Raw genomic sequence first — 26,895 nt, 5'->3', positions numbered from 1 at the left:
TATCTGGCAAACATATGAACGCGAGAATCTGGGGGAACTTTCAGCCCTCGCCTTCTCTCAGGTACCGAGCAGCAGCTTAACGATAACCGGATTTTTCGTCAAGCTCGAAAAACTGGATCATCGAGTAAAAGGATTGCAACGTATTTCCGATAGGTAAAAGTGCTTCATAAAATGCACCGGCAGTGCTGTTGTCGGAAGATATTTATAAAAACCGCTTCGACTCGTTTGATGCCAGATGATGAAAACACAATGGAATTTAGAAATTCTGGAGTGCCTTTTCATTCATACGGCACCCAGCTACTTATAAGCTGCACCGATAAATTGCAAGTAAAAACAGTAAGCGCAAAACCGAAATTTATGAATAAGGAATTGTTTTTCGTGAGCAAGACTATGCCAAATGTATTTATGTGCCGGGGATGCAAAGGAAGAGATGATTGGGATGATATTTCTTCAATACATTACCGCCAGAAATCTACCCGGCTACTACTGAGTTAAAATAAAAAAGTTGTGGAATTTACAAAAATAAAGCGGTATATAAAATAGTTTCTAAAAAGCTTGGTAAGTTTCGTAAGGAAAAATGACGCTTCGAAAAATTTAAAAAATTGATTCATTCGGGAGAATTCAGAATGCCTATGATCGATATTGACAGCGGTAAAGTGATCCGATTGGATTCCAGTGTTTACGCTGACCGTGCGGATCTGGCCGGAATGGGGTTGACCACGGATTGTTTTCGGGAGGTTTCCACCCGGATGGGTGCGACGAAGCAAACGCTGTCCCAACTCGAAGTGATCATCAGCTCTCAGCTGCCGGCACCGGAGACCGGTCTTCAGGTCGAAAACCACGCCTCACGTCATTTTCAGTTGATGGCGGACCTGAAGTCCCGGTTTGAGACGAACCGGAACAAACCCATCAGCCGCTTTCAGCCGGATCGGTTGACGCCTTTTGAATCTTTTAGTTCCCTGGCGAACGAAATCCAGCAGTCCAGTCGGAATGTATTTTCCGATCCGCAAAGCATAACGCTCAATAAAATGGTTTCGGATTGGCTGGTGCTTGTCCGGGAACTGATCACCTGCGCCCAGAATGCGGAAAAGGAGCTTCAGCGGGTGGTCACCGAGGTCGATTCCGCCCGCCAGGCCCGGTGGAAGCTGGTCGGAAATATCCTGGGTACGGTGATCAAACTGGCGGCTCCGCCGCCGTTCGGGGCGATCATCGGCGGGGTCGTTCAGGCGGTTCTCACGGCCGACACATGGACTTCCTGTGTGACAGCGTCGGCAGGATCGGTCATGTCCGCCACCTATCCCGGTCAGTCTAATTCCTGGAAGTATGACGAAGCCACCGGAACATGGGGCGGTGCGGTTGAAACCACCTACAATGCCGTGAGTACTTCCCCGGCGCCTTCGGGCGTCAGCGATCTTTCAGGCTACTCGTCAGTGCCTCAGCTTCTGGACGGGGTTCCCATGATCTTTGCGGAATCCAAACGCAAGGCCTTTGACAAGGTCAATCAGAAAACGCTCTGCCATGTGACGGATCTGCCGGCTCCGCCCGAAAACATGTCCGGCTCCGCCGCGGATACCATCCGACAGCAGGTTCAGGAAAAGGTCAGGGTGATCATGACAGCGGTCAACGAAACGCTGGCCGAATATATGAGCACCATTCGAACGCCGACTTCCCTGGTATGGGCTTGCTGGGATTATGAAAAGGTCAACCTGATCGCCAGGGCCAGGTTGGCGAGAGATTCCAGAATGTTTATTGCCGATCACCTGAAGCAGTCGAGCAGGTACTACCTGAACACCCTGGCCCACGGGATCATGACAGACCTTGCCGCGAGGGCCAAACCCCGGATCACGGTGACCGATATCAGCGAAGCGGCCGTTCAAAAACAATTCGAAATATTGATGTGGGCGCAGTACCTTGCCACTACGGGCCTTGACATAAAACCAAAAGGCAAAAAACATATCACGGATACCAGCGATGAGTCGTATCATCTGGATCATTATGGGAAGGTTAAATTTAATTTCTGGCAGAGTACTATCGCTGCCAAACTCAAGCAGCTGGGCATTATCCGGGAATTTGAATCCGTAAAAGCGCATTTTTTCAGTTTAAAGTCAAGAGATCCCGCTTATGACACGGCGCTTTCAGTCTGGCACCCGCCACAAAGCGGTCAGCCGTGGAGCCCGATTCCATATCGTCTGGGGGGAGACCGGTCGAGCGGGCGTCTGGCGGCGTGGGGGGTTGAGTATAGCCTGCGTCCCCCCGAGGAATTATTTAAAGCGATACTGGGATGATGGGGCCGGGTATATTTTCCTTTCCGGTTTTTCAATGCCTTCATAGAAGCCCGGCCTGCTCGAGGCAGTATTCCACCAGTGCTGCGCCGATCGGGCGAATCGGTTTATCGGCATGGGCAGGATCTGGGGTGATGAAAATCAGCCATGCTGACCCAATTTTTGCTTTGAAAATTATCACTAGGCTGAAGGCTCAAAGATGAAAGCTCAACAGGGCAAACCAGCTGATATTTTTGAGCATTCAGCTTCGAGCTTACGCGGAACAAAAATGGAATAATACCAAAAAACCGGGTTAAGAGAGAGTATTTTCACCACTCCAGTCCTGATCCGAGAGGCATGGCTCATCCAGTCATTATGTGCCTTGATCAGGTGATCGAATGTATCGACCATATTTTCGATATCTTTTTTGTTTTCTTAAGGGGGAAGGGCGCGGTTCGAATCTATTGAGATCTGTTGAAAGTAAATGAAACGAAGGACTTGCATTTCGGGTCGAGAGCGCACCGTGTGAGTGCGGTTGGATTGGATGCGGAAACCGTACGTAAATACATCCGTGAACAGAAAAAAATGACAAACCGGTGGAATTCGATTTTGAACGCGGATACAGACTTTCGCGGATCAAGATAACCGCCTTCCGTTGTAAGCAATATTTTGCTTTTATCTGAAAAATTTCAATTATTCCAACTTCATGAATAATAATCATATGAATAATAATCAATTGACAAATAACACCCAATCTTTTTATAAAAGTGGCCAGTAAGGCGTGATGCCTTCCGGATTAGAAGAAAAACTTCAACCGGGCTATTTTTTACTTAATACAATGAAGGACGGTGATGTGTTAGATGCCTTGCATATGCAGCTTGGCAAGCTATCGAAAATTGCTGAAAATGTATGGGAATGTTTGGTCAATTTATTATGAAATCAGCTCCTTATCTCCCCTATCTGACAAGTGGGGTTGTTGCCCTTATTCTTGTTATCGCAATTCTCATCGTTTTTATTTTTCGTTCCGCCAGGAAAAAAGCTTCAAAAAAACAGGCCATCCAACGCGCTGATCAACCATCCGGTTCCGATGAGCCGGTAAAAAGATTTGATCTGCCCGCATGGGTTTCAGTCCTGGCGCCCCGGAAATTTTTTTCAGCGGCGCTATTGCGGTTAAAATCAATTCTCAGTTTTTCTTCGGATCTCCCCTCCGGCCGGCAGTCCGGGCATCTATCCGTCAACACCGTTCCGGATATTTCCGCACATCTTTCACCCTCTGCGCCGGAGCGCCGGCAAAAACCGTTCTGGCAAAAATTTATGCCGTACAATAAAGCGGTTTTCGTGGGCGTGGATATCAATGACAATCACCTGCGGCTGGTCAAACTATCCCGATCCTCGCCGCAAAAATTACAGTTGCTGGCATATCGGGAAGTTGTGTTTGAAAACGGGCTCTCCATGGAAAGCCCGCTTTTTTCCCGTTTTTTAAAGGAGGCCCTGACCCGCTTCTGTGGTGCTTCGGAAAAAATAAAAATCTGGAGCGCCTTTCCGCCGTCCGATGTCGATACGCGTCATATCAAGATTCCCAGGGTATCCGGGAGCCAGATCGCCAACGCGGTCTATTGGACCTACCGGAAGGAAGTCCCCTTTGATGAAACGGATGTGGTTTTTGATTATGAGATTCTGGGTGAAATCCGTGAAAAGAACGTTCAGAAACTTGAAGTCATGGCCTACTCCGCTCCCCGGCGGGAAATTGAGAAATTAAAGGAGCTGTTCATAAAAAGCGGATTTCCCCTGGCCGGCATCACTATTTTCCCGTTCGCTTTTCAAAATTTTCTGCGGGCCGGCGGTATTAAACCGTCTGCTCCCGATACCTGCAGCCTTTTTATCGGGATGGATTGGTCCAGCATCAGCATTTTCCGGCAGGACAACCTGATGCTCTCGCGTGGTATCCGGGCCGGTATGAGCAGCATGGTTGAAGCCATCAGGGATGAAATAAAAGCCTGCCGCCAGCCGAACGGGCTTTTTCTGGATAATGGCGAAGAAAGCCGCATTGCGCCTGAGCCGGCGGCCGGCATGAATGCGGATGAGGCGTATCGCATGCTTTTGACCCTGATTCAAAATCCTGTTGCCGCTCCTGATGTAAAAAACGGCGGGCATGCGGGCAAAAAAGACGTATTTGACATCATCCGTCCCGTGCTGGAACGCCTGATCGGACAGATCGAGCGCACCCTCAAACATTATGCCCTGAATTTCGGTGAAAGGAACATCGGCCGTATCTTCGTTTCCGGTGAATTGAGCGCCAGCGCCACCCTGGTTGAATATATCGGAAAGCAACTGGAACTTGCCGTTGAAACCATTGATCCGTTCAGTGCCATACCTGCCCCCGGGGTAGCCATTCCGGCGGCGTTTTTTAAAAAGGTCTCGTTTCTGCCGGCATTTGGCCTGGCGCTTGCCGCCAACCCGCATACGCCCAATTTTATACTGACTTACAAGGATAAGGCCAGACAGAATCGGATGCGACAGCAAAACCGGATTCTGTTCGGCGGTTTTCTGACCTCGATGCTGATTTGCGCCGCCTTTTATTCCTTTCAGGCGTACCGGCTTGACAAACAGACGACTTATAAAAACCAGCTTCAGCAGCAGATGGAAACCTATCCTCCGGGCGTGGATCAAGCCCGGATTCTGCAGCAGGTGGCCAGAATAAAGGAGCGCAACCTTGCGCTGGCGGAATACGCCCGAAAATATCAGGGCCTGGCGATTATCAGTGAACTTGCGAATTCAAGCCCGTCCGATGTTCGTCTGACCCGCATGAGCGTTGATCTGGTGCCTGAGCGGTCGGAAAAAGCGCAACCCCTTTCGAATAAAATTCAGCGGCGTCCGGAGAAAACCGCCGCTTCGAAAAAAACAGTGAGTCTGGAAGGGCTTGTATTCGGAGACCGTCAGCATTTTTCAATGGCGCTGGCCGCCTATCTCGTCCGGCTGAAGCAGTCGCCCCTGTTCGGCAGTTTCAGCGTTAAAAGCCAGTCCTTTGACGTTTTTGAACAAAAGGAAGTTCTGCGTTTCAGTGTGCATTTGGAAATGATTTGACATGAGCGGCATGAAAGAAATGGCGGTATTCCATATCCAGATGCGAGGTCTTATATATCTTTTGATCTGCGCCGGCAGTGTCATCATCGTTGTAGCGCTGATGATTCTTCCCCGTCAGAAGCAGCTGGCAAAGATCGATACGGAGATTGCGCAGCTGAACGCCCGAATCGAGGAACAGAAAATTCTGATTCCGCTTTTCAGAAATCTTGAAGAAAAAGCGCAAACCCGGTATCCGGAAGGGTTTTCTTTCGTGAAGAAGGAAAAGCTTTCGCGGGAGCAAATCGACCGGTTGCCGGATATTTTCAGTAAAATGGCCAACGAAAGCCATCTCAGGCTTGACAGGCTGGAACCGGAATTTGATACGTTGATGGAAAATTCAAAATGCTGGCGGATGAAACTGGATGTAAGTGGTGATTTTTTTGATTTCCGCCAGTTTTTGTTCCGGCTGGGAGAACTTTCCTGGCTGGATCAGATCGAACAGATATGGATTCAGCCCCAGCCTGAATCAAAACGCCTCAGTCTCGGGATGACGCTTTGCCTGCTGAATGAACAGGCGCATGAACAGGCGCATGAATAAGTGAAACGAGCATGTCCAAAAGGGAAAAAATTATTCTGGCGATTACGCTGCTGGTGGGACTGTACGGCTTTTACAGCTTTATCGGAACCGCCGCGGTGAAAAACAAGCCGAAGGATGCAGCAAAAGCGGTGAATGATTTAACCGGCTTCATGACGGATATAACCCAAACCATCACCGGACAAACAAACACAGAATCCGATGATTATATTCTGAAACTGGCTTCGGACGAATGGCAGCGCATGCCGTTTGTGGAACCCGACTCAACCTCCGCGTCAAGCGCAACGGCCCCGGGCAGAACGGATTCCGAAACGGCGGCTGCCGTCACATTCGTCTATTCCGGCTATCTGGCGCTGGGTAAAAAGCAACTGGCCATCATCGATGGTATCGAATACGAAGTCGGCGAGCAACTGGCAAAAACGGACTACGTTGTTCAGCAGATTACACCGCGGCAGGTCATGGTGAAATCCGCCGACGGGAAAAATGGCATAACCCTTACTCTCGATGAAATCAATATGGATTGAAAATACCTATGAATAAATATTCTGTCTCACAACGGTTTATGCTCCGGCTTGTCCTTGTCGCCCTGCTCCTGCTGGTTTGCGGTGCCTGCGCGGCGCCGGAAACCGATAAAAAAGATCCTTTTTTTGATAAATGGCGCGTACGGGTGGAAGAATCCCGTGGCTATTCGCCGGCAAAAAAAACGCCGACCCCTTTGCCTCCGGAGCCGGCGTCTGCATCGCAGAACGCGGCGGCCCCTGAAAAATCCCTGCCCACGCAAAAAATCACCCTGAAGATGAACAAGGTGGAGGTTGCCGTGCTCCTGCGCGCCCTGGCGAGAGCCGCTGATCTGAACCTGATCGTCAACGAGAGTGTGCAGGGCAGGATGGATCTGAACGTCAGAAATGCGCCATGGGATCAGGTTTTCAGCGGTATTCTGAGAAATCAGGGACTTGTCCATGCCTGGGAAGGGGATATCATCCGGGTGATTTCCATGGAGGATATCGGCAAGGAGCTGAAACAGCTTGAAACCGAGCAGCAGATCAAGAGCAAACGGGAGGAAATCCGTCAGGCGGCGCCCATGGAAATCCGTACGGTTCATGTCAAATACGCGGACGCGGCCAAGCTGCGCGAAAATCTGGAAAAACTTTTGATTCCCAAAGGCGAGGGCGCTATCGCCCGCGGGGCCGTGATGGTCGATGAACACAACAATGCACTGATCATTTACGCCGTGCACAGCGATATCGAGTACATTCTCCCGCTGATCGACGATCTGGACCGTCCGACGCCCCAGATCCTGATCGAGGCCCATATCGTAGAGACCACCCGTGAAACGGCCCGCGAGCTGGGCGTTCAGTGGGGCGGTCTGTCCAATAGCGGCGATGTCTGGATCTATCCCGGATCGAACAGCTCGGGGGTTCTGGGTCAGTCACCGAGCGAGGGCGCGATCGATCCGACATCGGGTGTTGCCGCCAGCTTTCCGGCCGAGCTGGCGTCCGGCACCGGCCTGACCCTGGGCCTTGCCATCGAAAAAGCCGGTGAAAGCCTTTTGGCCGTTCAACTTTCAGCGCTTGAAGAAAGCGGCAAACTCAATATTCTGTCCAGCCCATCGATCACCACGCTTGATAATCAGACGGCGTTGATCGAAAGCGGCAAAGAGGTCCCCTACCAGACCATCGAGGATGACGAAATTCAGATCGAATGGAAAAAAGCGGTGCTCAGTCTGGAAGTAACGCCCCATGTGATTGATGAAACCATGCTCAAAATGAAAATTAAAACCAATAAGGATGAATTGGATTTTTCGCAAACGGTGGAGGGCAATCCCACCATTATCACCCGCAATGCGGAAACGCAGGTTTTTTTGTTTGACGGACAGACCACGGTGATCGGCGGCCTGAGCCAGGAAACAACCAGCAACGCCGAATCCGGAGTGCCGGGAGTCAAAAATGTTCCGCTGTTCGGCAGCCTGTTCAAGGGCAGCAGCAACAGCAACACCATGGAGGAAGTGCTGATTTTCATCACGCCGCACATCCTGAAGGAAAAGCCGACAGCGGCCGTAACACCGGATCGGTCGACACCGCGCGAAGTAGGGCCGTAAAAGAGGGAAAAATGAAGAAAAAAAAACGATTGGGAGAAATCCTGGTGGCAGCCGGCCTGCTGAGCGAGGAACAGCTTCAGCAGGCGCTGTCCGATCACCGAAAGGCCAACCTGAAACTGGGCCAGTACCTGGTGCGCAAGGGTATTGTCGGCGAATCGAAAATTGTCGATCTGATTTCTGTTCAGCTGAAAGTCAAAAAATTTCATCCGGCCGACTATCCCGTGGAGATGACGCTGGCAAAAGTGCTGCCGGTCGATATGGCCCGCAAGTATCAGGTGGTGCCCCTTAAAAAAAGCGCTTTTCTGCTGACCATTGCCATGATCGATCCCATGGACATCCAGGCCATGGATGATATCGAGGTGTTTACAAACCTGGAGGTGGAAGCGGTCATCTGCACCGAGCAGGACTTCAATCAGCTGCTCAACAATCTTTACGGCGTGTATTCGGGACTCGACGATGTCCTGAGCCATGTGCAGGAGGTCAGTTTCAGTAATGATGCCGACAGCGAAGCAAATTCCTCCACCCATGATGTGGAAGTCAGCTCACTTCAGGACATGGCCGAAGACGTGCCGGTGGTTCGCCTGGTCAATTCGATCCTGTCCCAGGCGGTACGTGAAGGGGCCAGCGATGTGCATATCAGCCCCGAAAAGGACCATGTTCAGGTGCGCTTCCGGCTGGACGGCAAGCTTCAGGAAGCCCCGGCACCGCCCAAAAGCATGTTTCTTCCGATCGCCTCGCGCCTGAAGATTCTGGCCAATCTGGACATCTCGGTCTCCCGGATTCCCCAGGACGGCCGATTTACGGTGCGACTGAACAACAAGGAGGTCAATATAAGGGTCTCGACCCTGCCCACCATCTATGGCGAAAATGTGGTGCTGCGCCTGCTGGACACCTCCGGCGGCATTCAGTCCCCGGACAGCATGGGGATTTCGGCCGAAAACCGCCGGAAAATCGAAGCGGCCGTCGCCAAGCCCTACGGCATGATCCTGAGCACCGGCCCCACCGGATGCGGCAAGACCACCACGCTCTATTCCATCCTGCAGAAAATCAATCAGCCTGATATTAACATCATCACGCTGGAAGATCCTGTGGAATACCGCATCGAGAAGATCCGTCAGGTCCAGTTGAACCCCAAAGCGGGCATGAGCTTTGCCAGCGGCATGCGTGCAATTCTGCGCCAGGACCCGGATGTGATCATGGTGGGTGAAATCCGGGATGCCGAAACAGCCACGATCGCCGTCCAGGCCGCCCTGACCGGTCACCGCGTTCTGAGCACGGTCCATACCAATGATGCCGCCGGCGCCATTACGCGGTTTATCGATATGGGCATCGAACCTTTTCTGGTCTCCTCGGTCATGCTGGTGTCGATTGCCCAGCGCCTGGTGCGAAAAGTCTGCCCCCATTGCCGGGAAACCTACACGCCTTCGGCCGCCGCGCTCAAGCGCTGGGGACTGGATCAGGTGCCAGACGCCGAATTTGTCCGGGGCAGGGGCTGCTTTCATTGCATGGATACCGGTTTTAAGGGCCGTACCGGCGTTTATGAGGTGCTTACGATCGATGAGATGATCCAGGATATGATTTTAAAGAGACAGTCGGCCCGTGAAATCAGCCGTGCCGCGCAACAGGCCGGCACGCTCGTTCCCATGCGGGAAGATGCGGTCGGAAAAGTGCTTCAGGGTATCACCACGCTGGAAGAAGCGGCTCTGGCGGTGATGATTTGAGGAATTTTTTTTTTGATTTAAGCCATATGTTGTGAATCACCATGACGCAATTTGCCTATCGGGCCATAAACGAAAACGGAGCCTCCCTGACCGGGATGGTGGATGCGGAATCAGTGGATGCCGCCAACGCCCAGCTGGCGGCCCGTGGCTATATACCCGTAAAGATTACCGCGAAAAGCGGCCCATCGGCACGGGGCGGGGGGAAAAAAATGGGGGGGCTGTTCAACCGTCCCGTCACGACCCGCGATCTGATTCTGTTCACCCAGCAGTTCCGGACCATGACCCGGGCCGGCATTCCCATTCTGGATATTCTGGATATTCTGGAAGCGCAAACCGAAAATGCGGGCCTGAAAAAAATTATGGCCGCCATGCATCAGGACATCAAAGAAGGCTGCGATCTTTCAGAGGCCTTCAAAAAGCACCCGAAGGCCTTTTCACCGCTGTACTGCAGCATGATTCAGGCCGGGGAAACCGCAGGTTCCCTGCCTGCCGTGCTGGGACGTCTGGTCTACATCATCGAGCACGAGCATAAAGTAAAATCGGATATCAAGGCCGCCCTCCGATATCCCATGATCGTGGTCATTGCCCTGGGGGTAGCCTTTTTCGTGCTGCTGACCTTCGTGATTCCCAAATTCGTAACGATTTTTATCCAGGCGGGACTTGATCTGCCGCTGCCGACCCGGATCTGTCTGGAATTATACCGCTTTCTGGAAAATTACTGGTTCGGAATCATCGCTGCCCTTGCGGCCGGTCTGGCCGCCCTGATCGCTTACTGCAAAACCGATCAGGGAAAATATGTGCGGGACGGCGCCCTGATGCGCATCCCGCTGATGGGCCCTTTGTTCATCAAGTCGGCCATGTCGCGTTTTTCCGCTATTTTTTCGATCCTGCAGCACAGCGGCGTATCGGTCATTCAGGCCATGCAGATTCTTGCCGGCACCATCGGCAATGCCGCCATCGCGCGTGAATTCACCCGCATCCGGGAGAAGCTCGAGGAGGGCCGCGGCATTTCGGAACCGTTAAAATCCGCCCGGTACTTTACGCCCATGGTGGTGAGCATGGTGGCCATCGGCGAGGATACCGGCAACCTGGACGAACTGCTTCAGGAGGTATCCGAGCATTACGATACCGAGGTGGAATATGCCGTCAAACAGCTCTCTGACGCCATCGGCCCCATACTCATAGTGGGCCTTGCGGCCGTGGTGGGCTTTTTTGCACTGGCAATCTTTCTGCCGATGTGGGATTTGACCAAGATGGTGAAGTAAAGGTCATGAAAAAAATTCAGATCAGCATCTATATTCTGGCGCCTTTTATTTTTGGAATTTTTTCTCTTTTTTCCTTTCTGGTCTCCTTTCAGATTACGGATTATTCGTATAAACATCAGACAGATCCCGTTTTTTTTCTTCTGATTTCCGGTATTTTTATTTCCGGGCTCTCGGCCCTGATCGGCTATTATATCATCCGTCTGGTTTTAAAGCCTGCTGAAGCGTTTATCGAAAAGATTAAAAAATCACCGGCCGTTCAGGCAAATGCGGCTGAAACGGACGATGACGCTGAATGCGCCGACCCGATGGAAGCCTACTCAAAAATTTTTGCTCAGGTAGCCCATGCCCTGGATATCGTGGACACGGAAAAATTTTTTCCCGAAATTGCGGGAACCAGCCAGGCCATGCGCCAGGTGCTGTCCCAGGTCATAAAAGTGGCACCTACGGATTCAACCGTCCTGATTCTGGGGGAGAGCGGAACCGGCAAGGAGCTGATTGCAAGGGGTATTGTCCGGCAAAGCGCCAGAAAGGACGGGCCGTTCATAAAAATCAACTGCGCCGCCATATCTTCCGGGCTGATGGAAAGCGAGCTTTTCGGTCATGAAAAGGGCGCCTTTACCGGGGCCGTTTCCCGGAAAAAAGGCTGTTTTGAACAGGCCGACAGCGGCACGCTTTTTCTGGACGAGATCGGGGACATGCCCCTTGCGCTCCAGGTGAAGCTGCTGCGGGTTCTCCAGGAAAAGGAGTTGAACCGGGTAGGGGGCAGCACGGCCGTACCGGTGAATGTCCGCATCATTGCCGCCACCCATAAGGATATTGAAAAACTGATCGCCCGGGGGGAATTCCGGGAGGATCTGTTTTACCGGCTCAATGTGTTTCCCATCACCCTGCCGCCCCTGAGAAAAAGAAAAGAGGATATCCGGCCCCTTGCGGATCATTTCTTAAGTCTTGCGGGCGCTGAAAAGCGGATTGACCCGGACGGACTCCTTATTCTGGAAAAATACGACTGGCCCGGCAATATCCGGGAACTTGAAAATATTATCGAAAGGGCGACCGTCCTGGCGGGAGATCAGGCGTGGATCAGGCCCGGAGATCTTTCCGAAAAAATAAAAACCCCTGAAGCGCTGATGCTGCCATCTGGTGCTGCCATGGGGGGGGGCCAAAAAAAATTATCCCTCGATGAAACGGTCAGGGGAATCGAAAAATCCCTCATATGCACCGCCCTCGAAAAAAGCAGGGGCGTACAGGCCCGGGCCGCCGAGGAACTGGGGATCAACCAGAGAAGCCTCTGGAACCGGATCAAAAAATTTGAAATCAATGCCGGTGATTTTAAAGATTAACAAGGGATACGGAAATTACTAATTGACCGATTGTCAAGTTTCAAGGTGCCGTCATTTGACCGGTTGTTGAGTCTCAAGGTGCTCGTCATTCCCGCAATGAAAAAGTGCCCGTCATTCCCGCAATGAAAGTGCCCGTCATTCCCGCAATGCTGTTGAGCGGGAATCCAGGCCCTTTGCTGGATGCCCGATAAAAACATTCGGGCATGACGATAACGATAAATAGTACTTTTGAAAATCCAGAGTCCCTGAGTCCTCATATTATGGAGATCAATCTCCATAAAATGTAGATAATGGCAAGCTGATGCGTTAAAACCGGGATACCGCGCAGGTTTTAAAAGTTCGCGTTCTGCGGACGCGGACTGAGGCGCGCTATTCTTGGAGGAGCACTTCGCTTGAGGCAAGAGGTGGAGTGGTGAAAATACTCTTAACCCAGTTTTTTGGTATGATTCCATTTTTGTTCCGCGTAAGCTCGAAGCTGAATGCTGAAAGCTCAAAAATATCAGCTGGTTTGCCCTGTTGAGCTTTCAGCTTTGAGCCTTCAGCCTATTGATAATTTTCAAAGCAAAAATTGGGTCAGCATGGCTGATTTTCATCACCCCAGGCAAGAGGCAGGAAACCGGCGGCTTTTATCTTATACAGCCTCAAGGGAGCAAAGCCTCCGCCCCTCCGGGCAGCACCCTTTGGCTAAACAGGGGATAACCTTGGCACGGGTTATGCTTAGCTTAAAGTTATGGTTCATCGCTTATTGCGTTTATAAATTTTTATTCATGAAAGGATTTAAAAATGGAAAAAAGAAAAAATCGGATTTTAAACAATGAAAAAGGTTTTACGTTGATTGAAATTATTGCGGTGCTGATTTTGCTGGGTATTCTGGCGGCAGTGGCGGTTCCAAAGTATATAGATTTGACAGTGGAAGCCAAAGATAGGGCCATCGATGCCGGAATTGCTGAATTGAATTCCAGAGAAGCTCTCGTTTGGGGTAAGGCAAAATTATCGACAGCCACCTGGGCAGACGGTCTCACTGATGCGACTATCGATGGCGCCCTCATGACTCCTGCGAATACCGGCTACGACACAGACTTAGGAACTGATAATTACACTTGGGCTGACGGCGGCGGCCCTACTGATACTGGTGGAACATTATCCTTTCAAAGCGCAACTGGCGTTGCGTTAACCAGGACTCCTTCCACGACAACTGCACCTGCCACTTGGAAAAGATAGTAGCACCGGCAGGGGCAGAGCACCCTGAGCGAAGTCATATCGGTGCTGATGATCATCGGTATCATCAGCGCCGTTGTGATTTCACGGGCGGGGTCAACGGCGTCTACCGGCGGGTTTCGGAAACCGAAACGCTGAAGGGCCATCTGCGCTATGCCCAGTTCCGGGCGATGAGCGACAAGGTTTCCTGGGGGATCGGTTTTACCCTGCAGGCGATGAAGAAGCCGATGCCGATGCCGATGACGGTGATTCGAAGGATCTTTTGAAAGTGACCGTTCAAATTGACTTCGGAAAATTTCGATATCCTGCAACCGGATGAAATCGGCGTGCATGCTTTTTACGACTCCAACGCCAGCAACGATCAGTTCTTTGATGATTTTGAATTAAAAGTGGAGGGCCTCGGCGGAGGACCGGACGGGATGACTCAATATTGATAAAAAATGGCCCCCTGAGCGGTGCATGGCTGTGAGAAAAATTTGTTCTCCTAATACAGAGACAATGTTGTACCTGTATCAGGGTGAAGATAAAAATTCAAATTTTGGAGAGCTTTTATGTTTTTTTTAACAAAAAGAAAGTTCCTATCCCCTTTGACTACTGGTATGAAAATTGAGTGGATTGCAAAAAAGAAAATGGATCACAGGGGCTTTACGCTCATTGAAATTATTGCTGTTTTATTATTGCTGGGGATTCTGACCGCGGTGGCTGTCCCGCGCTACATGGATTTTCAAAAAGAGGCCAGACGCAAGGTGATATACGCTGGGATTGCAGAGTACAACGCCCGTGAACATCAGTTGTGGGCCAAATACATGTTGGCAGACGAGAGCACAGACAGTGTTTTCGATTTTGATAGAAATATTTACGCCGATATGGACCCCTACCTGGATCCCGGCCACACCTATAGTGAAGGCGGTACAGACGGGGACGAAGGTGAAAATTGGTTGTGTGTGCATAAATCCTATGGAAATGCCAGTTCGGGAACGGCCTATAAAGTGGAGCTGACATTCCAGGGGGAGCTGGCATATGTGGAGCGGGCCCCTGCCACCCTTGAACATCCCGCGTATTGGTCGGTGGACTCTTTTAAGGAATAAAAAAAAATGGGACAGGCAAATTATGACTTGACAGTCATGACTGAAATGAATAGATAATAAACAATCATCAAAAATAAATATTTCATACAAATTATCCTTAACAAAGCAAATATAATTGCAGGATTAGTGCAACGATATTTGTTCAGCCAATCCTTTAAGAAAGGAGTGTATCATGCCGAGAACTTCTCGAATGATAGTTTCTGATCAAAGGACAGTGTATCATGTTATGTCCCGGACGGCGTTGGACGGTTTTCCTTTTCAGGATGTCGAAAAAGACCAGATGGTTGATATAATCCGGCGGTTCAGTTTGCTTTATTTTGCTGAAATATTGGGTTTTTGTATAATGAGCAATCACTTCCATGTACTAGTTCGAATGATTCCTGAGAACCGGTTTTCTGATAAGGAGATAAAGGAGCGGTATGAACGTTTTTACGGGAATGATGACGAATTTTCGAGAGAAAAAATTTCGTATTATCGGAGCAAGTGGTCTAGTCTCTCTGAATTTGTAAGAGAAATCAAACAGCGCTTTTCAAGGTATTATAATAAATTGCATAACAGAAGAGGTACCCTGTGGGGAGAGCGGTTTAAAAGTTGTATCGTAGAAAACGGCGAAACCCTGATAAACTGTCTGGCCTATATCGATTTGAATCCTCTTCGTGCCGGTATCGTCAGTCGTCCTGAAGATTATCGCTGGAATTCGCTCGGATATCATGTACAGCAGGGCAATAAGGATGGTTTCCTTTCTTTTGATTTTGGTCTGGTTGAATTTGGGGTACCGGATGAAAGGGAGAGATTGAGACGCTATCGACGATATGTCTATGAAGCGGGGGCTGTCAATCGAACGGATAAAAATTTTGTTAAGGTGATTGATAAGAAAATTTTAGAAAAAGAACGGGATAGCGGATTTAATATAGGCAGGATAAAAAGGTTCCGATACCGTACCCGATATTTTACAGATTCAGGAATTATTGGAACAAAAGCGTTTGTTGCGGAGAATTATCAGCGTTTCAAGCATCTGTTTCAATCCGGGACTGAAAAAAAGCCGAAGCCCGTTAAAGGGCTCAACGGGATGTACTCGTTAAAGCGTCTTTCAGAATCGATTTAGGACCAATCCCGAAGAAAAAAAGATTTTTGTGAATTGTGACCCTGCAGTCATGTAGGTCTGGCGTTATTTTTATGTCTTATCCATATTTGACTCTCCCCTGGTCATCACTTAGGGATACGGAAATTACTAATTTACCGGTTGTCGAGTCTCAAAGTGCCGTCATTCCCGCAATGCTTTTGAGCGGGAATCCAGCCAGGATCTTTGCTGGATGCCCGATAAAAGCATTCGGGCATGACGATAACGATAAATGGTATTTTTGAAAATCCAGAGTCCCTTATCGTATTCGTATGAAAAATAAATTCCGATAAACAGGTTCTTTTTTTAATTATTGAGTATATTCAAGTGGTTTTTTTTTTGTGTGTGTATAGTTTGCCTGTCCCATTGCAGTGGTTGTGATTTCACGGGCGGGGTCAGCGGCGGCGTACCGGCTTGTCTTCGGAAACCGAAACGGCTGAAGGGCTGCCCGGTTCAGGGCGGATGGGCGAGAAGGGGTTGCCGGGGGGCGAGGCAAGATGCCTTGTCCGTGTTTAATATTGAATTACTGAACCGCCGCCCCCGCTGCTGCCGGATTCTTCCTGAAGGTAATAGGTCAAATCATCAAAATAGGTGTCTACCGAATTTTCACCCAGGGAAACTACACCCATTTCGGGAGGAAAATCGTCTGCGTCATACGCTTCGGTCGTCCATTTGTTTGTCCGGATAATCCCGTTGGCATCTTTTCCCGCTCCCATCCTGTGGAGCGAGGTGTCCTGATCGGTGTTGAGGGTTGCATTCCACTGCACCAATGAAAAATTGTCGGTATCTGCTGTCCATGCCTGCACATCGGCCACCGGCCACTTCAGGTCAGCGGCGCTGCGGCTATTGCCGTATCGGGCATTGTTCAGGGGCGTTTCATCCGGCGTAGAATGGCTTGCGGTGTCAGCATAGAACCCCCAGATATAGTTGTCGCGAGAACGGTATCCCCAGGTGCTGTCCGTATAGTAGCTGTCGATCATCGTCGGGCGGGTGAACCCGTCGTCCACATTGTTCAGCAGGAGCACCACGTTTCCGTCGCTGTCGTTGATTTTTCTGATAACTTTTGCGGTTGCACTTCCTGAATCAGCCGCAATGATGTCGCCAATATGAATATCCGGAGCCGTGAGCACCGTCAATTTTACAGATGCGGCCTCAATCACACGCGCCAGGATCGTGGACCAATCCTTAACATGCCCGTCGGTGTCGATGACATAATCGCTTCCGCTGGTTTCATCCAGAAGTTTGTAGGCCAGCCAGTTGTCGTCACCATTGCCCTGGTTCCCATTTCTTGTCCACAAAATGAGCATGGCTTTTTCCGATGCCGACTCAGCGGGGAGCATGGAATCTGCAATACCATCGCTGCTTTGCCCATTTCCTGTCTTGGTGCGCATGTAGGATAAACCGTAAAAGGTGGACTGCTGGGATAAGGTTGTTCCGGCCCGGAACATGATTCCGGCGCAGTAAGTATCCGGTTTATTGCTGAAGGAATTCGTGTCTGGATCCCCTCCCGTGGCGACTTTCGCCTGAATATCGTAACTCAGGTAGCTGCCCGCAATGTCCCAGCTCAGGTAAATCGGGTTGGAGCTTCCGGAGGACAGCGAAACATACGCCTCTGTCGAAGGCTGATTCCCCTGACCTGAACCGCCGGTTGTCTTGGTAATTTCCAGCGCCGTATTATCCGTATCCCCCTCCAGCTCAACTGTCTCAAAATTACCTGTGGAAGTATGTCCGGACGCGTCTGCCAGATCGCTCAGCGTAATTTCCTGCGGTATCGTGGCGGTTTCGCTTCCCGCTTGATTTCCGAGCTGTACGCCATATTTTAATTGCCTTTTTGCCTGAAGATTGCCGGCGCTTACGGTGCTTGTCGAGTAAAAGGTCACCGTATCCGCGCCTGTATCAGGATCGGTTTCCACCGATAAAATTTCAATTTCGAATTTGTCGCCGTTGGACATCCTGAAGGACCCGGCCTCCAGATCGTCCAATAGGGTGCTGATATCTTCTTCTTTTGTAGCAGCCTCCCGGATTACGGAAATTGCGTACCGGCCACCGGATTCAGCCGTATAATATGCTCGCGAATGATTGCCGGCAGAAAGTTCATTCATCGTCGAGGTTGTCGTCAGAGAATGCATGCCGGCCCCCAGGGCCAGCATGACGATCATCGTGATAATCAGTCCTATGAGAACAGACCCTTTTCGAGATGAGCCTGACAGAAATTTTTCAGAACGATGACGACCGGTTTCAGCTTTTACCGGGAAAAGTATTTTCATCCCTTTGTCCTTAATATGTTGCAGTTCCTGCATAAATCATAAATTTCTTGGAACAACGTGCCGGACAAATTCAGATTCAACATTGTTGGCTCCCTTGAGTGTGATTTTGAATTTTATAATTCTCGAAGTCGGCAACCAGCTCGATCCGCAAGAATCGAGAGAATCGAGAGAATCACAATATTGCAATGTAAAGGCGCTCACATTGTCGGCCAGTGTATAATCCCCATCACTGGTATTCAGTTGAAGTAAATCGCCGGTTAGTTTTACCGTAAAAGGCCCCGCGGTTTTTAATTCCGGGTCGGTTCTCTTATATGTGATTTGCGTATCGCTGGAACTGGTAATCAAATTTATGATGGTAAACTCCCGGGAAAGCCTTGTCATGGCAAGTTGCCCTTTTTGGGCGGTTTCTGCATTCAGTTTTGTAAAGATATATCCGTTTACCATCGAAACGATCCACATGCCCGCCAGCACGGACGTAATTCCCACCAGCGTCAGAACAACGATGATTTCGATGAGGGTAAATCCTTTTCTGTTCAACCGTGTTTTCCGCATGATCTGTCCCTTTTTCATCGAATCGTAAAAATCTGCGTAAGTGTTTCATTGGTATCGTTGTTTGATATCGTTATCGTTACCTTCAGGAGGTCTAGTTCATCACCGCTGTCAACTCCGGATTCAACGCCATCGATGAATTTGATAAACCGGGTTCCCGGGTCTGGAACTACCGTATAACCGGAATTGTCAGGATCGTATCGGTCCGGGTCAGCTTCAAGGCGGCCCTTAAGGCACCAAGCTGGATCACTTCCGTACAGGATGGTGCCAATTTCCTTCCAGATTACATCGTCGCCATCGGTTACGGTCTCGTCGGGTGCTGTCGCTTTCAGCCATTCCGGCTCGGTTGAGCCGCTGGTTCCTGCCGTTGTGCATTTATAATAATGACCATTGCTGACGGTCGGTATGATAACTGAACCCGTGCGATAATCGGTTGACTTTTGCCAGACGCTGCGCAAATTAATGGTATTAAGTTCATTATAGTCCGCTATGATATTTTCCATAACCTGATCCAGATTCAACGATTTCTGGAATCTCAGAACAGGCAGGCTGCTCTGGGTCAAGGCTGATCCGAAGTATGTATAAAGCATGGAGGCCATGATTGCGGCAACAAGCAGCACAATGATGAATTCGAGAAGGGTAAACCCGGCCCCATTATTTTTCATATGGGATTTCATGGTATGAATCCCGTGTTTGAAGTGATCGTGATGGTTTTCCCGCCGAGCGTTAAAGACAAATCGCCGGAAGGACTCCCCCAATCGTCAAACCAGACGGTAGCCGGCGTTGCCGTGATAGAGGAAAAAGCGTGTTTTTTGGAAGATTCATTGGGAAGACTGAAAGGACTGACAACGTCATCGGTTGTGTCGGCATCGTTGGTCTTTTTGACAAGCGTGTAAGAGGATTCTTTGACCTCTATCCCCCACTGGATCGGGGGGGCATCATTCATCGCCAGCGTCTGTGCATACCTGAGATGGGCTTTGAGCGTATCGGTTTCCGCCCGCAGCGTTGCTTCATTTGTCATCGTAGTTCGAGTCAAAATCACCGCACTGATAATTGCTATGATGAGCAAGACGGATATAATCTCGATCAGGGTAAAACCCCTATCGTTTTTCAGTCGTTCTGTTATCATATACATTCTGTGTTCATTTCGATTTATCCCGGGTTTAATGGCCGTTGGGGTAAAAATCAGTAATATTCGATCTGAACATTATGTGCAAACTCATAGCATAAATTCATCTGAAATGTAAACTTGTGTGTCAGTATTTTAATGGCTCATTTTGTATTTTTGTTTTTCAATCCGTAATCCGGACCGTAATCCAAGACGGATCCCTGACATGGATTGCGCCGGAAAAAGCAGGTTCCCGTCTGCTTACGCCATCATTTTTTGTAACCAGGTTACTAAAGAAATTGGGACAGGTAAATTATGCTTGCAATGCGTATCGAGCGAAACGTACGGTGAACAGTGGGGAAAAAATGCCACGCACGCCACTGCGGTTTGACGAATTATTTTGCCGCAGGGGCACAACGGGTGATGTAAGAAGAAGAAGGGTGTTATCAGAAAGGCAAAATTGTGCCGCACCTTGCATCCTTGAGGGGGATGCAAGGTGCGGGACAGCCGTTAAGGAATTACGGAAAAAATAAATACACAACGCGTGATACCGGCAATTCGCTTCAGAAGCAGCTCACCTCTCTGCCGGAGGCATTGTTTTGTGCGCATTTTATTTTTTCAACGGCCTTAACCCTCAGAAAGTAAAATTTTGTTGTGCTTTTTTTCCATCTTTGCATGTTTCTTTTCTTTGAGGGTTTTTTGGGGTTTTTTCTTGACATCACGTTTTGACTCACCTGATTTAGACATAATACCTCGGCTTTTTGATGAAGGTTTTCCCCTTTCAATCGGCTCCGGCGGTGGCCGTAAACAGTCATCGTTGGTGTCCCCTTTCTGGGTGTCGTCCTTGGAAGAGGTAAAGGCGACATGATCAGCGTCTCATGAAATAAGATGCCTGTCAAGTTCTGGTGCGTTGTTTCTGCGATTCTCGGAGAGGGCTCCACAATCACAATAAAATAGGGACAGACAAATTATGCTGTCCTTTGCCCGGGAATGACAGCGGCGGGGACGCTTTGAAAGACGATCAGACAAAGGTTATTTAAGGTTATTTTGTATCTTTTATTGTCGATAAATACATTTAATAAAACATTATTTTTGACAATTAGAACCCTAAAGAATATAAAATCACTTTTTATGACATTTTATGCAGGATGTTATTAAAGCGCATGAGGATACCATCGGCAAAGATTGCAAAGGGGCTGCGACCCGATGCCGCAAAACATTTATCTTAAATTTCAGAAACAATAACGGCAAAATGAACCATAAAACTGACAGAAAAAAAAAGCGCTCCGGCACATTGATTTTTATTTCAGCAATATGTGCCATATTTTTCATTTTACTCGGTTTGAGGCTGTTTAATTCATTTCCTCAGCTACCTGAACCGGCTGCACAAAAAAGCCGCCTGATCACCGATATGCGGGGCCGTGAAGTGGTGATCCCCGATCCGTTGAAAAAAATTGCGCTTCTGGGGGGGCCCACCGGCCAGGTTGCCTATATTCTGAGTGTGCAGGATCAGCTTTGTGCGGTTACCAATACATTGAAAATGTCGCGGCTCATCCGGGAAATGGACCCCGGGATCAAAGACCTGCCCGGACCGCGAACGGTTTGCGGCAATATCAATATTGAAGAGCTGATTGAATCCATGCCCGATATTGTAATTGCCGGTGACATTGACGGGGATATTGTATTGAAAAAAACCCGGATTCCGGTAGTCTTTCTGGATGACAGCATGGGGGAGGGAATCGATGATGTCATCAGAGAGATACGGTTTTACGGGTATGTGTTTTGCAGTGAAGACCGGGCAGAGCGATATGTTGACCACCTGAAATCCATCATCCGGCGGGTGCGGGCCCGAACCGCTGACATACCGGAAAATGAGAGAAAAAAGGTGTTTCACGGGTATAACCCCACGCATCTGGTCACCCTGGGCGGGGATACCTTCATGCAGGAGCGGATCGAATTTGCCGGGTGCATCAACAGTTCCGAATCGGTTGCCACCACCGGAAAACAAACCGGGCTTCATTCCGGATTGGGGGAAGTTTCCATGGAACAGGTGCTTGAGTGGAATCCGGATATTATTGTCATCAACTCCGGCTCCCCTGAAGATCTGGCCGGCAATCCCCAGTGGCGATCCATTGCCGCCGTTCAAAACAAACAGATCTATTGCCAGCCGGCGGGGGTGTTTATATTCAACCGGCCCACCGCTGAATCTGCTGCCCTGTATCCGCTGTGGCTGGCGGCCGTTGCCTATCCGGACAGATTCTCCGATATCTCTCTGAAAAAAGAGATAAAAAATTTTTACCGGGATATTTTTGATTTTGAACTGACCGAAGAGCAGGTACACAAAATACTTGCCGGCGATTATGAAGCAAAGATCATGAAAGGGGCACAGCTCTGAAATCCGATTATGATTGAGCAGCCGTCACCTTCAAAACGATCAACGGAATCTCCGACGAAAAGCAGCTCGCCGTATTTCAGAAGTCCGCAATTTTGTAATGTCGTCCTTTCCGGGCTTCTGGTAATCGTGATCCTTAATGCTTTAACCATGGGAAGAGCGGATATTTCCTTTGTGACAGGGCTGAAAATCCTGTTTTCAAGAATTATTCCCATCGACCCCACCTGGACGCAGACTTTAGATTGTGTGGTTATGGATGTCCGGTTGCCGAGGGTCATTGCCGGCCTTTTGGTGGGCGCCGGGCTTTCTGTTTCCGGGGCATCTTTTCAAGGCGTTTTCAGAAATCCGCTGGTCAGTCCCCACATCCTGGGTGTTGCCTCCGGCGCGGGTTTCGGTGCTGCCATTGCCATTTTACTGTTTGACAACATTGTTTATATACAGATTTCATCCTTTCTCTTCGGGCTACTGTCCGTAGGCCTGACCTATAGCCTGTCAAAAATTCATAAAACAACACCGATTCTCATGCTGGTACTTTCCGGCATCGTTGTGGGATCGCTGTTTTCCGCGCTGACGTCCTTTATCAAATATATTGCCGATCCCATGAACAAGATGCCGGCCATTGTATTCTGGCTGCTGGGTTCTCTGAATCATGTTGCCAACCCGGATCTTGTTATTGTAGCGCCGGCATTTATCATCTGTACCGCTATATTACTTCTGATCCGGTGGCGGATTAACCTGCTGGCCATGGGCGAAGAAGATGCCCGTGCGTTAGGGGTCAACACGGAGCTGCTCAAGGCAATGATCATCATCTGCGCAACGGTTATCACGGCAGCAGCCGTCTGCATCAGCGGCATCATCGGATGGATCGGTATCGTGATCCCGCATATCGGAAGGCTGCTGGTGGGCTCGGACCACAAAAATCTTCTGCCGGCATCGATGTTGATTGGGGCCATCTATCTGGTATCCGTGGATACCATTGCACGGACCGCTCTGGTCATTGAAATCCCCATCGGTATTCTGACTGCCATAATCGGTGCGCCGGTGTTTGCTTATCTGCTCAGACGAAACAGGCCCGGACGGTGATTTCTATGAACCGGACACAAATCAAAATTGAAAATGCCGGTTTCGGATATTTTGGTCCGAAAAAAGAACAGGTTTTTGAAAATGTCGACTTCTGTGTGAATGCCGGACAGATTCTCTGCCTGTTGGGTCCAAACGGCACGGGCAAATCCACCATATTAAAATGCCTGAACAACATTCTTAAAATTCATACCGGCAGGATCACTGTAAATGGAGAAAACATCTCCAGGCTGGCGCCATCGGATATTGCCGTAAATCTCGGGTATGTGCCCCAGTCGCTGTCATCGGCATTTCCCCTTCCTGTCCGGGATATCGTCGTCATGGGACGGGCAACGCATATCAGTATATTTTCCTCTCCTTCCGAAGAAGACATGGAAGTTGCCGAAACTGCCATGAAAAAAATCGGGATTTTCCATCTGGCCGACCGCACGTGCACCGGCATCAGCGGCGGAGAATGGCAGCTGGTACTAATCGCCCGGGCCCTGAGCCAGAGGCCCGGCATTATGCTGCTGGATGAACCTACGTCCCATCTTGATCTTGGAAACCAGATAAAAATTCTCGAAGTCATCACCCAGCTGGCCCGGGACGGTATGGCCATTATCATGGCAACCCATTTTCCCGATCATGCCTTTTTATGTGCCGACCAGGTAGTTTTGTTAAAAAACCGGCGGATTATGGCCCTGGGAACACCGGATGAAGTCATGACGGATATCAACATGGAAAAAGTCTATGGGGTAAAGATTAAGATCATGCAGGTGAAAGCCGGCATAGACAGAAAAGTCTGCATTCCCATACTCCGGAATTCATCCGATAGCGAATGTGGCCGCCATGAAATATAAAGCGGGCATTCAGGCACGGATTATACCGATTCTGCTGGTATGGATGATTTGTTTTCCCATGTACCGCGCTTCAGCCGTATCTTCACATCCGATATCGATCGTGGATGCCGCCGGCAGAACCATTTTATTGAAGAATCCTCCCCGGCGTATGGTTGTGGCGGGTTTTCAGGACATACGGGAAAAAACCTGTCCGCCACATATGAAGAACACATCGAGGTAATACAGACCCGGCGGCGGGGACCGGTGATACTGGCCATATAAATAAGGGCAGTCTAAAGGAGTAAAAATGGAAAAAGTAACAAACTGGCTCAGGCTGTGGGAACAGCTTGCAGAGACGCAAATCAAGGCTTTTGACCGGAAAAAACAACACCGGGGAGAGGATTCCTGGAAACATAAAGCCGCACACTTTGAAAGTCTGGTAAAAGAAAAGTGGGCAAAACCGGATTCCAGCAGACAGTTTCTGGCCTCAATCCTGGCAGAGAATCCGGGATCCACCGTATTGGATATCGGGGCCGGTACCGGCGCATGGAGTGTTTTTCTGGCACCGTTTGCTGCAGCGGTAACAGCGATTGAGCCCTCTGATGCCATGGGGGGAATATTAAAAAAGAAACTTGAAACGGAAAATATCGACAATATCCGTCTTGTGAAAGGCAGCTGGCCGGATGTGGAGGTAACGCCCCATGACTATGTACTGGCCGCGCACTCCATGTACTGTAATACGGATTTTAAGGCGTTCATCCGGAAAATGATATCATCTACCCGAAAAACCTGTTTTCTGTTGTTGAGGGCATTGTTTGCAGACTCAATCATGGCCAGGGCGACGCAGCATATCCAGGGACAGCCTTTTGACAGCCCCAATTTTCAGGTAGCCTATAACGCACTGCTTCAAATGGATATTTACCCGAATGTTCTTATGGAGACCGGCGCACCATGGACGCCCTGGGCAAGCGATTCTCAGAAAGAGGCCCTGGATGAAATAAAGAACCGGTTGGGGGTTCAGGACACCAGTGAACATGACGATTTTTTGATCTCTCTGCTGGACGTTCACCTGAAAGAAAAAGATGGAAAATATATCTGGCCGGTCGGTAACCGGTCTGCGCTCGTGTATTGGGACGTATAGGAAAAAAGGAAAAAAACAATGAAAAATTCATTTTGCTTACGGTCTGTGCTGTTTCTCCTGCTTTTGATATGTGTTTTGTCTCAAGCGCCTCTGGCAGATGCTTCGGTTGTAATCCCCGGACTGGATGATATCCAGGCCCGCATCGATGCCTTTAAGCCCGATCCCGAACACAAGGATGATATCTACGGCCTTATAGCCGTCAGGGATGCCATCACGTCATTAAGGGAAGGATCCGGCGGTATCGGCGCGTGCCTGATCAATGAAAAAACCGGCGAAGTTATCGCACGGGGAAGAAACCGCCAGTATGTACCGTATTTCAGAAGCGATCTTCACGCGGAAATGGACCTGCTGGACCGTTACGAAGACTGGATGAGGAAAAAAGGCGGCTCCGATTCCGCGGAAAATCCCCGCAATTGTGAAAACCTGGTGCTGATCAGTTCCGTGGAACCCTGCCCCATGTGCCTGACACGGATTATTAATTCAGGTATAAAAAAGATGTATTATATCACGCCGGATGAAAGCGGCGGCATGGTCAGCCGAATAGACAAACTGCCGCCGTTCTGGAAAGACCGTGCGGAAAACTGCGATTACCGGCCGGCACAATGCTCGCCGGAGATTCAGCAAATCGCCAGAGATCTTTTTGATTATTCCATGCGGGTATGGGCAAAGAAAAAGGCGGAAAAAAAGTTTGGGGTCGGGCCACAGTAACATATTGTAAAACAAAGAAAAGATGTCAAAAAACATCAATATTTCGGCCTTAATCGATCAATTTTTATGCTAAAACTGATGAATTCGTAAAAAGTGCCGACACCTGTCATTCACGCGTAGGCGGGAATCCAGAACGTTCTGAAATAGCTGGATTTATTATTTCAGGTGAATGGCAAATGAGGGCTGAATATGACTTTTACAAGGTCATCAAAACTGGCTGATTAAGGATGGGGGCTGTTGATCCCATAAAAACCTGTTTCCGGAATCCGGATTAGTGGCTTTGCCATATGGCGCCAGAGCTTCCCGAAGTTCAAAGGTGTCGTCAGCACAAACTATGTTTCTACCTTTTGCCCTGAACCCAAGGGTTTGTTTTATCGAGTTGATAAACGTTTTACTTCCGACGGCGATGCTCTGTGTCCACTTGTTTTCCTTACCTTTATTGTCAGCCTGCAATGCACTTTCCACCCAATTGCAGTGAGCAGCTTTTAAATCATCATGATTTTCAAATGCCAGCAAATTCATCAGACGATCAAAATCAATAATGCCTTTTCTTTTTCTGGGGTTCTGGATTTCATTATATCCACAAAACTCCCATTGTTTGGGATGGTCTACCACGCCGGCACGAACCATATTCATATCGATATAAGTGATACATTGCCTTAAATAGCGATTACTTTCCACGGCTGTAGCATGATAACGATCCTCCCAGAATGCCCCCTTCCTGCTTTTGCGGATATTGTATTCCTGGCCGGTTCTGCCGGCAACCAACTTTATTGAGTCCGGGATGACATTCCGGCCGCCATTATCAAATACAAGCAGGTGGATATGGTTTGATGTGACCATATAATTTAACACGCTCAACCCGCTGTATTTTTTCTTTGCCTGGAATAGCCACTCAATCCATCTGCGTCGATCTTTTGGGAATTTCAGAAGAAATTCTCTTTTATGGCAGCGGTGGGTGATATGCCAGATATGGCCGGGTATATAGTGCCTTTTTGCGCGAGCCATTTTTCGTCGATTTCCTTAACGGGGCAGTTTTAGGGTAAAATCGATCGATTAAGAT

24 protein-coding genes and 1 pseudogene are annotated in these 26,895 nt (G+C 49.3%); 20 read left to right on the top strand and 5 right to left on the bottom strand.

What is annotated here, in order from left to right:
- Positions 1–626: 626 nt before the first annotated feature.
- The 14 genes and pseudogenes from PHQ97_08925 (at position 627) to PHQ97_08860 (ending at position 15,754) form a co-directional block, all read left to right on the top strand.
- Complete coding sequence (locus PHQ97_08925; GenBank protein ID MDD4392851.1) at positions 627–2,285, top strand: hypothetical protein; 1,659 nt, start codon at positions 627–629, stop codon at positions 2,283–2,285.
- A gap of 909 nt (positions 2,286–3,194) precedes the next feature.
- Positions 3,195–5,345, top strand: coding sequence for a pilus assembly protein PilM (pilM, locus tag PHQ97_08920; protein ID MDD4392850.1), 2,151 nt, complete (start codon positions 3,195–3,197; stop codon positions 5,343–5,345).
- Between the two features lies 1 nt (position 5,346).
- Positions 5,347–5,922: a hypothetical protein gene (locus PHQ97_08915; GenBank protein ID MDD4392849.1), complete on the top strand. Its 576-nt coding sequence runs from the start codon at positions 5,347–5,349 to the stop codon at positions 5,920–5,922.
- An 11-nt stretch (positions 5,923–5,933) separates the two neighbouring features.
- Positions 5,934–6,443, top strand: coding sequence for a hypothetical protein (locus PHQ97_08910; protein MDD4392848.1), 510 nt, complete (start codon positions 5,934–5,936; stop codon positions 6,441–6,443).
- 8 nt (positions 6,444–6,451) lie between these two features.
- On the top strand, positions 6,452–8,017 hold the full coding sequence (pilQ, locus tag PHQ97_08905) for a type IV pilus secretin PilQ (GenBank protein ID MDD4392847.1): 1,566 nt from the start codon (positions 6,452–6,454) through the stop codon (positions 8,015–8,017).
- Between the two features lie 11 nt (positions 8,018–8,028).
- The gene (locus PHQ97_08900) at positions 8,029–9,738 is read left to right on the top strand and encodes an ATPase, T2SS/T4P/T4SS family (GenBank protein MDD4392846.1); all 1,710 of its coding nucleotides are present in this window, start codon (positions 8,029–8,031) and stop codon (positions 9,736–9,738) included.
- A gap of 41 nt (positions 9,739–9,779) precedes the next feature.
- A complete protein-coding gene (locus PHQ97_08895; protein ID MDD4392845.1) occupies positions 9,780–11,003 on the top strand; it encodes a type II secretion system F family protein in 1,224 nt (407 codons plus the stop codon).
- Between the two features lie 5 nt (positions 11,004–11,008).
- Positions 11,009–12,343, top strand: a complete 1,335-nt coding sequence (locus PHQ97_08890) for a sigma-54 dependent transcriptional regulator (GenBank protein ID MDD4392844.1) — start codon at positions 11,009–11,011, stop codon at positions 12,341–12,343.
- Positions 12,344–12,822: 479 nt separating this feature from the next.
- Positions 12,823–13,161 carry a hypothetical protein gene (locus tag PHQ97_08885; protein ID MDD4392843.1) on the top strand — a complete coding sequence of 113 codons (339 nt, stop codon included), beginning with the start codon at positions 12,823–12,825 and terminating at the stop codon, positions 13,159–13,161.
- Complete coding sequence (locus tag PHQ97_08880) at positions 13,127–13,564, top strand: prepilin-type N-terminal cleavage/methylation domain-containing protein (GenBank protein MDD4392842.1); 438 nt, start codon at positions 13,127–13,129, stop codon at positions 13,562–13,564. The genes PHQ97_08885 and PHQ97_08880 overlap by 35 nt, the downstream gene beginning before the upstream one ends.
- A complete protein-coding gene (locus PHQ97_08875; protein MDD4392841.1) occupies positions 13,552–13,827 on the top strand; it encodes a hypothetical protein in 276 nt (91 codons plus the stop codon). The genes PHQ97_08880 and PHQ97_08875 overlap by 13 nt, the downstream gene beginning before the upstream one ends.
- A gap of 15 nt (positions 13,828–13,842) precedes the next feature.
- Positions 13,843–13,995, top strand: a complete 153-nt coding sequence (locus tag PHQ97_08870) for a hypothetical protein (GenBank protein ID MDD4392840.1) — start codon at positions 13,843–13,845, stop codon at positions 13,993–13,995.
- A gap of 165 nt (positions 13,996–14,160) precedes the next feature.
- Positions 14,161–14,304: pseudogene (locus PHQ97_08865) on the top strand (prepilin-type N-terminal cleavage/methylation domain-containing protein).
- A 571-nt stretch (positions 14,305–14,875) separates the two neighbouring features.
- Positions 14,876–15,754 carry a hypothetical protein gene (locus PHQ97_08860; GenBank protein ID MDD4392839.1) on the top strand — a complete coding sequence of 293 codons (879 nt, stop codon included), beginning with the start codon at positions 14,876–14,878 and terminating at the stop codon, positions 15,752–15,754.
- 527 nt (positions 15,755–16,281) lie between these two features.
- Here the strand turns inward: PHQ97_08860 and PHQ97_08855 are convergent.
- The 4 genes from PHQ97_08855 to PHQ97_08840 are packed head-to-tail and all read right to left on the bottom strand — an operon-like array spanning position 16,282 to position 19,720.
- A complete protein-coding gene (locus PHQ97_08855) occupies positions 16,282–18,036 on the bottom strand; it encodes a hypothetical protein (protein ID MDD4392838.1) in 1,755 nt (584 codons plus the stop codon).
- Between the two features lie 36 nt (positions 18,037–18,072).
- Positions 18,073–18,588 (bottom strand): type II secretion system protein, encoded by a 516-nt coding sequence (locus tag PHQ97_08850; protein MDD4392837.1) that lies wholly within the window; start codon positions 18,586–18,588, stop codon positions 18,073–18,075.
- A 14-nt stretch (positions 18,589–18,602) separates the two neighbouring features.
- Positions 18,603–19,250, bottom strand: coding sequence for a prepilin-type N-terminal cleavage/methylation domain-containing protein (locus PHQ97_08845; GenBank protein MDD4392836.1), 648 nt, complete (start codon positions 19,248–19,250; stop codon positions 18,603–18,605).
- Positions 19,251–19,258: 8 nt separating this feature from the next.
- On the bottom strand, positions 19,259–19,720 hold the full coding sequence (locus PHQ97_08840) for a prepilin-type N-terminal cleavage/methylation domain-containing protein (GenBank protein ID MDD4392835.1): 462 nt from the start codon (positions 19,718–19,720) through the stop codon (positions 19,259–19,261).
- A gap of 1,114 nt (positions 19,721–20,834) precedes the next feature.
- Between PHQ97_08840 and PHQ97_08835 the strand changes: the two genes are divergently transcribed.
- The 6 genes from PHQ97_08835 to PHQ97_08810 all read left to right on the top strand — a co-directional run bounded on the left by PHQ97_08835 (position 20,835) and on the right by PHQ97_08810 (position 25,832).
- Positions 20,835–22,088: an ABC transporter substrate-binding protein gene (locus PHQ97_08835; GenBank protein MDD4392834.1), complete on the top strand. Its 1,254-nt coding sequence runs from the start codon at positions 20,835–20,837 to the stop codon at positions 22,086–22,088.
- A 9-nt stretch (positions 22,089–22,097) separates the two neighbouring features.
- Positions 22,098–23,168, top strand: a complete 1,071-nt coding sequence (locus PHQ97_08830; protein MDD4392833.1) for an iron ABC transporter permease — start codon at positions 22,098–22,100, stop codon at positions 23,166–23,168.
- A 5-nt stretch (positions 23,169–23,173) separates the two neighbouring features.
- A complete protein-coding gene (locus tag PHQ97_08825) occupies positions 23,174–24,004 on the top strand; it encodes an ABC transporter ATP-binding protein (protein ID MDD4392832.1) in 831 nt (276 codons plus the stop codon).
- Complete coding sequence (locus tag PHQ97_08820; GenBank protein ID MDD4392831.1) at positions 23,994–24,224, top strand: hypothetical protein; 231 nt, start codon at positions 23,994–23,996, stop codon at positions 24,222–24,224. Before PHQ97_08825 ends, PHQ97_08820 begins: the two co-directional genes overlap by 11 nt.
- 66 nt (positions 24,225–24,290) lie before the next feature.
- On the top strand, positions 24,291–25,124 hold the full coding sequence (locus PHQ97_08815) for a class I SAM-dependent methyltransferase (GenBank protein MDD4392830.1): 834 nt from the start codon (positions 24,291–24,293) through the stop codon (positions 25,122–25,124).
- 18 nt (positions 25,125–25,142) lie between these two features.
- Positions 25,143–25,832: a nucleoside deaminase gene (locus PHQ97_08810; GenBank protein ID MDD4392829.1), complete on the top strand. Its 690-nt coding sequence runs from the start codon at positions 25,143–25,145 to the stop codon at positions 25,830–25,832.
- Positions 25,833–26,039: 207 nt separating this feature from the next.
- On the opposite strand, the gene PHQ97_08805 is transcribed toward PHQ97_08810, so the two are convergent.
- On the bottom strand, positions 26,040–26,840 hold the full coding sequence (locus tag PHQ97_08805; GenBank protein MDD4392828.1) for a transposase: 801 nt from the start codon (positions 26,838–26,840) through the stop codon (positions 26,040–26,042).
- Positions 26,841–26,895: the final 55 nt, after the last annotated feature.

The sequence above is a fragment of the Desulfobacterales bacterium genome, from assembly GCA_028704555.1.
Classification (GTDB): domain Bacteria; phylum Desulfobacterota; class Desulfobacteria; order Desulfobacterales; family JAQWFD01; genus JAQWFD01.
This window is presented reverse-complemented; position numbering and strand designations above follow the sequence as displayed.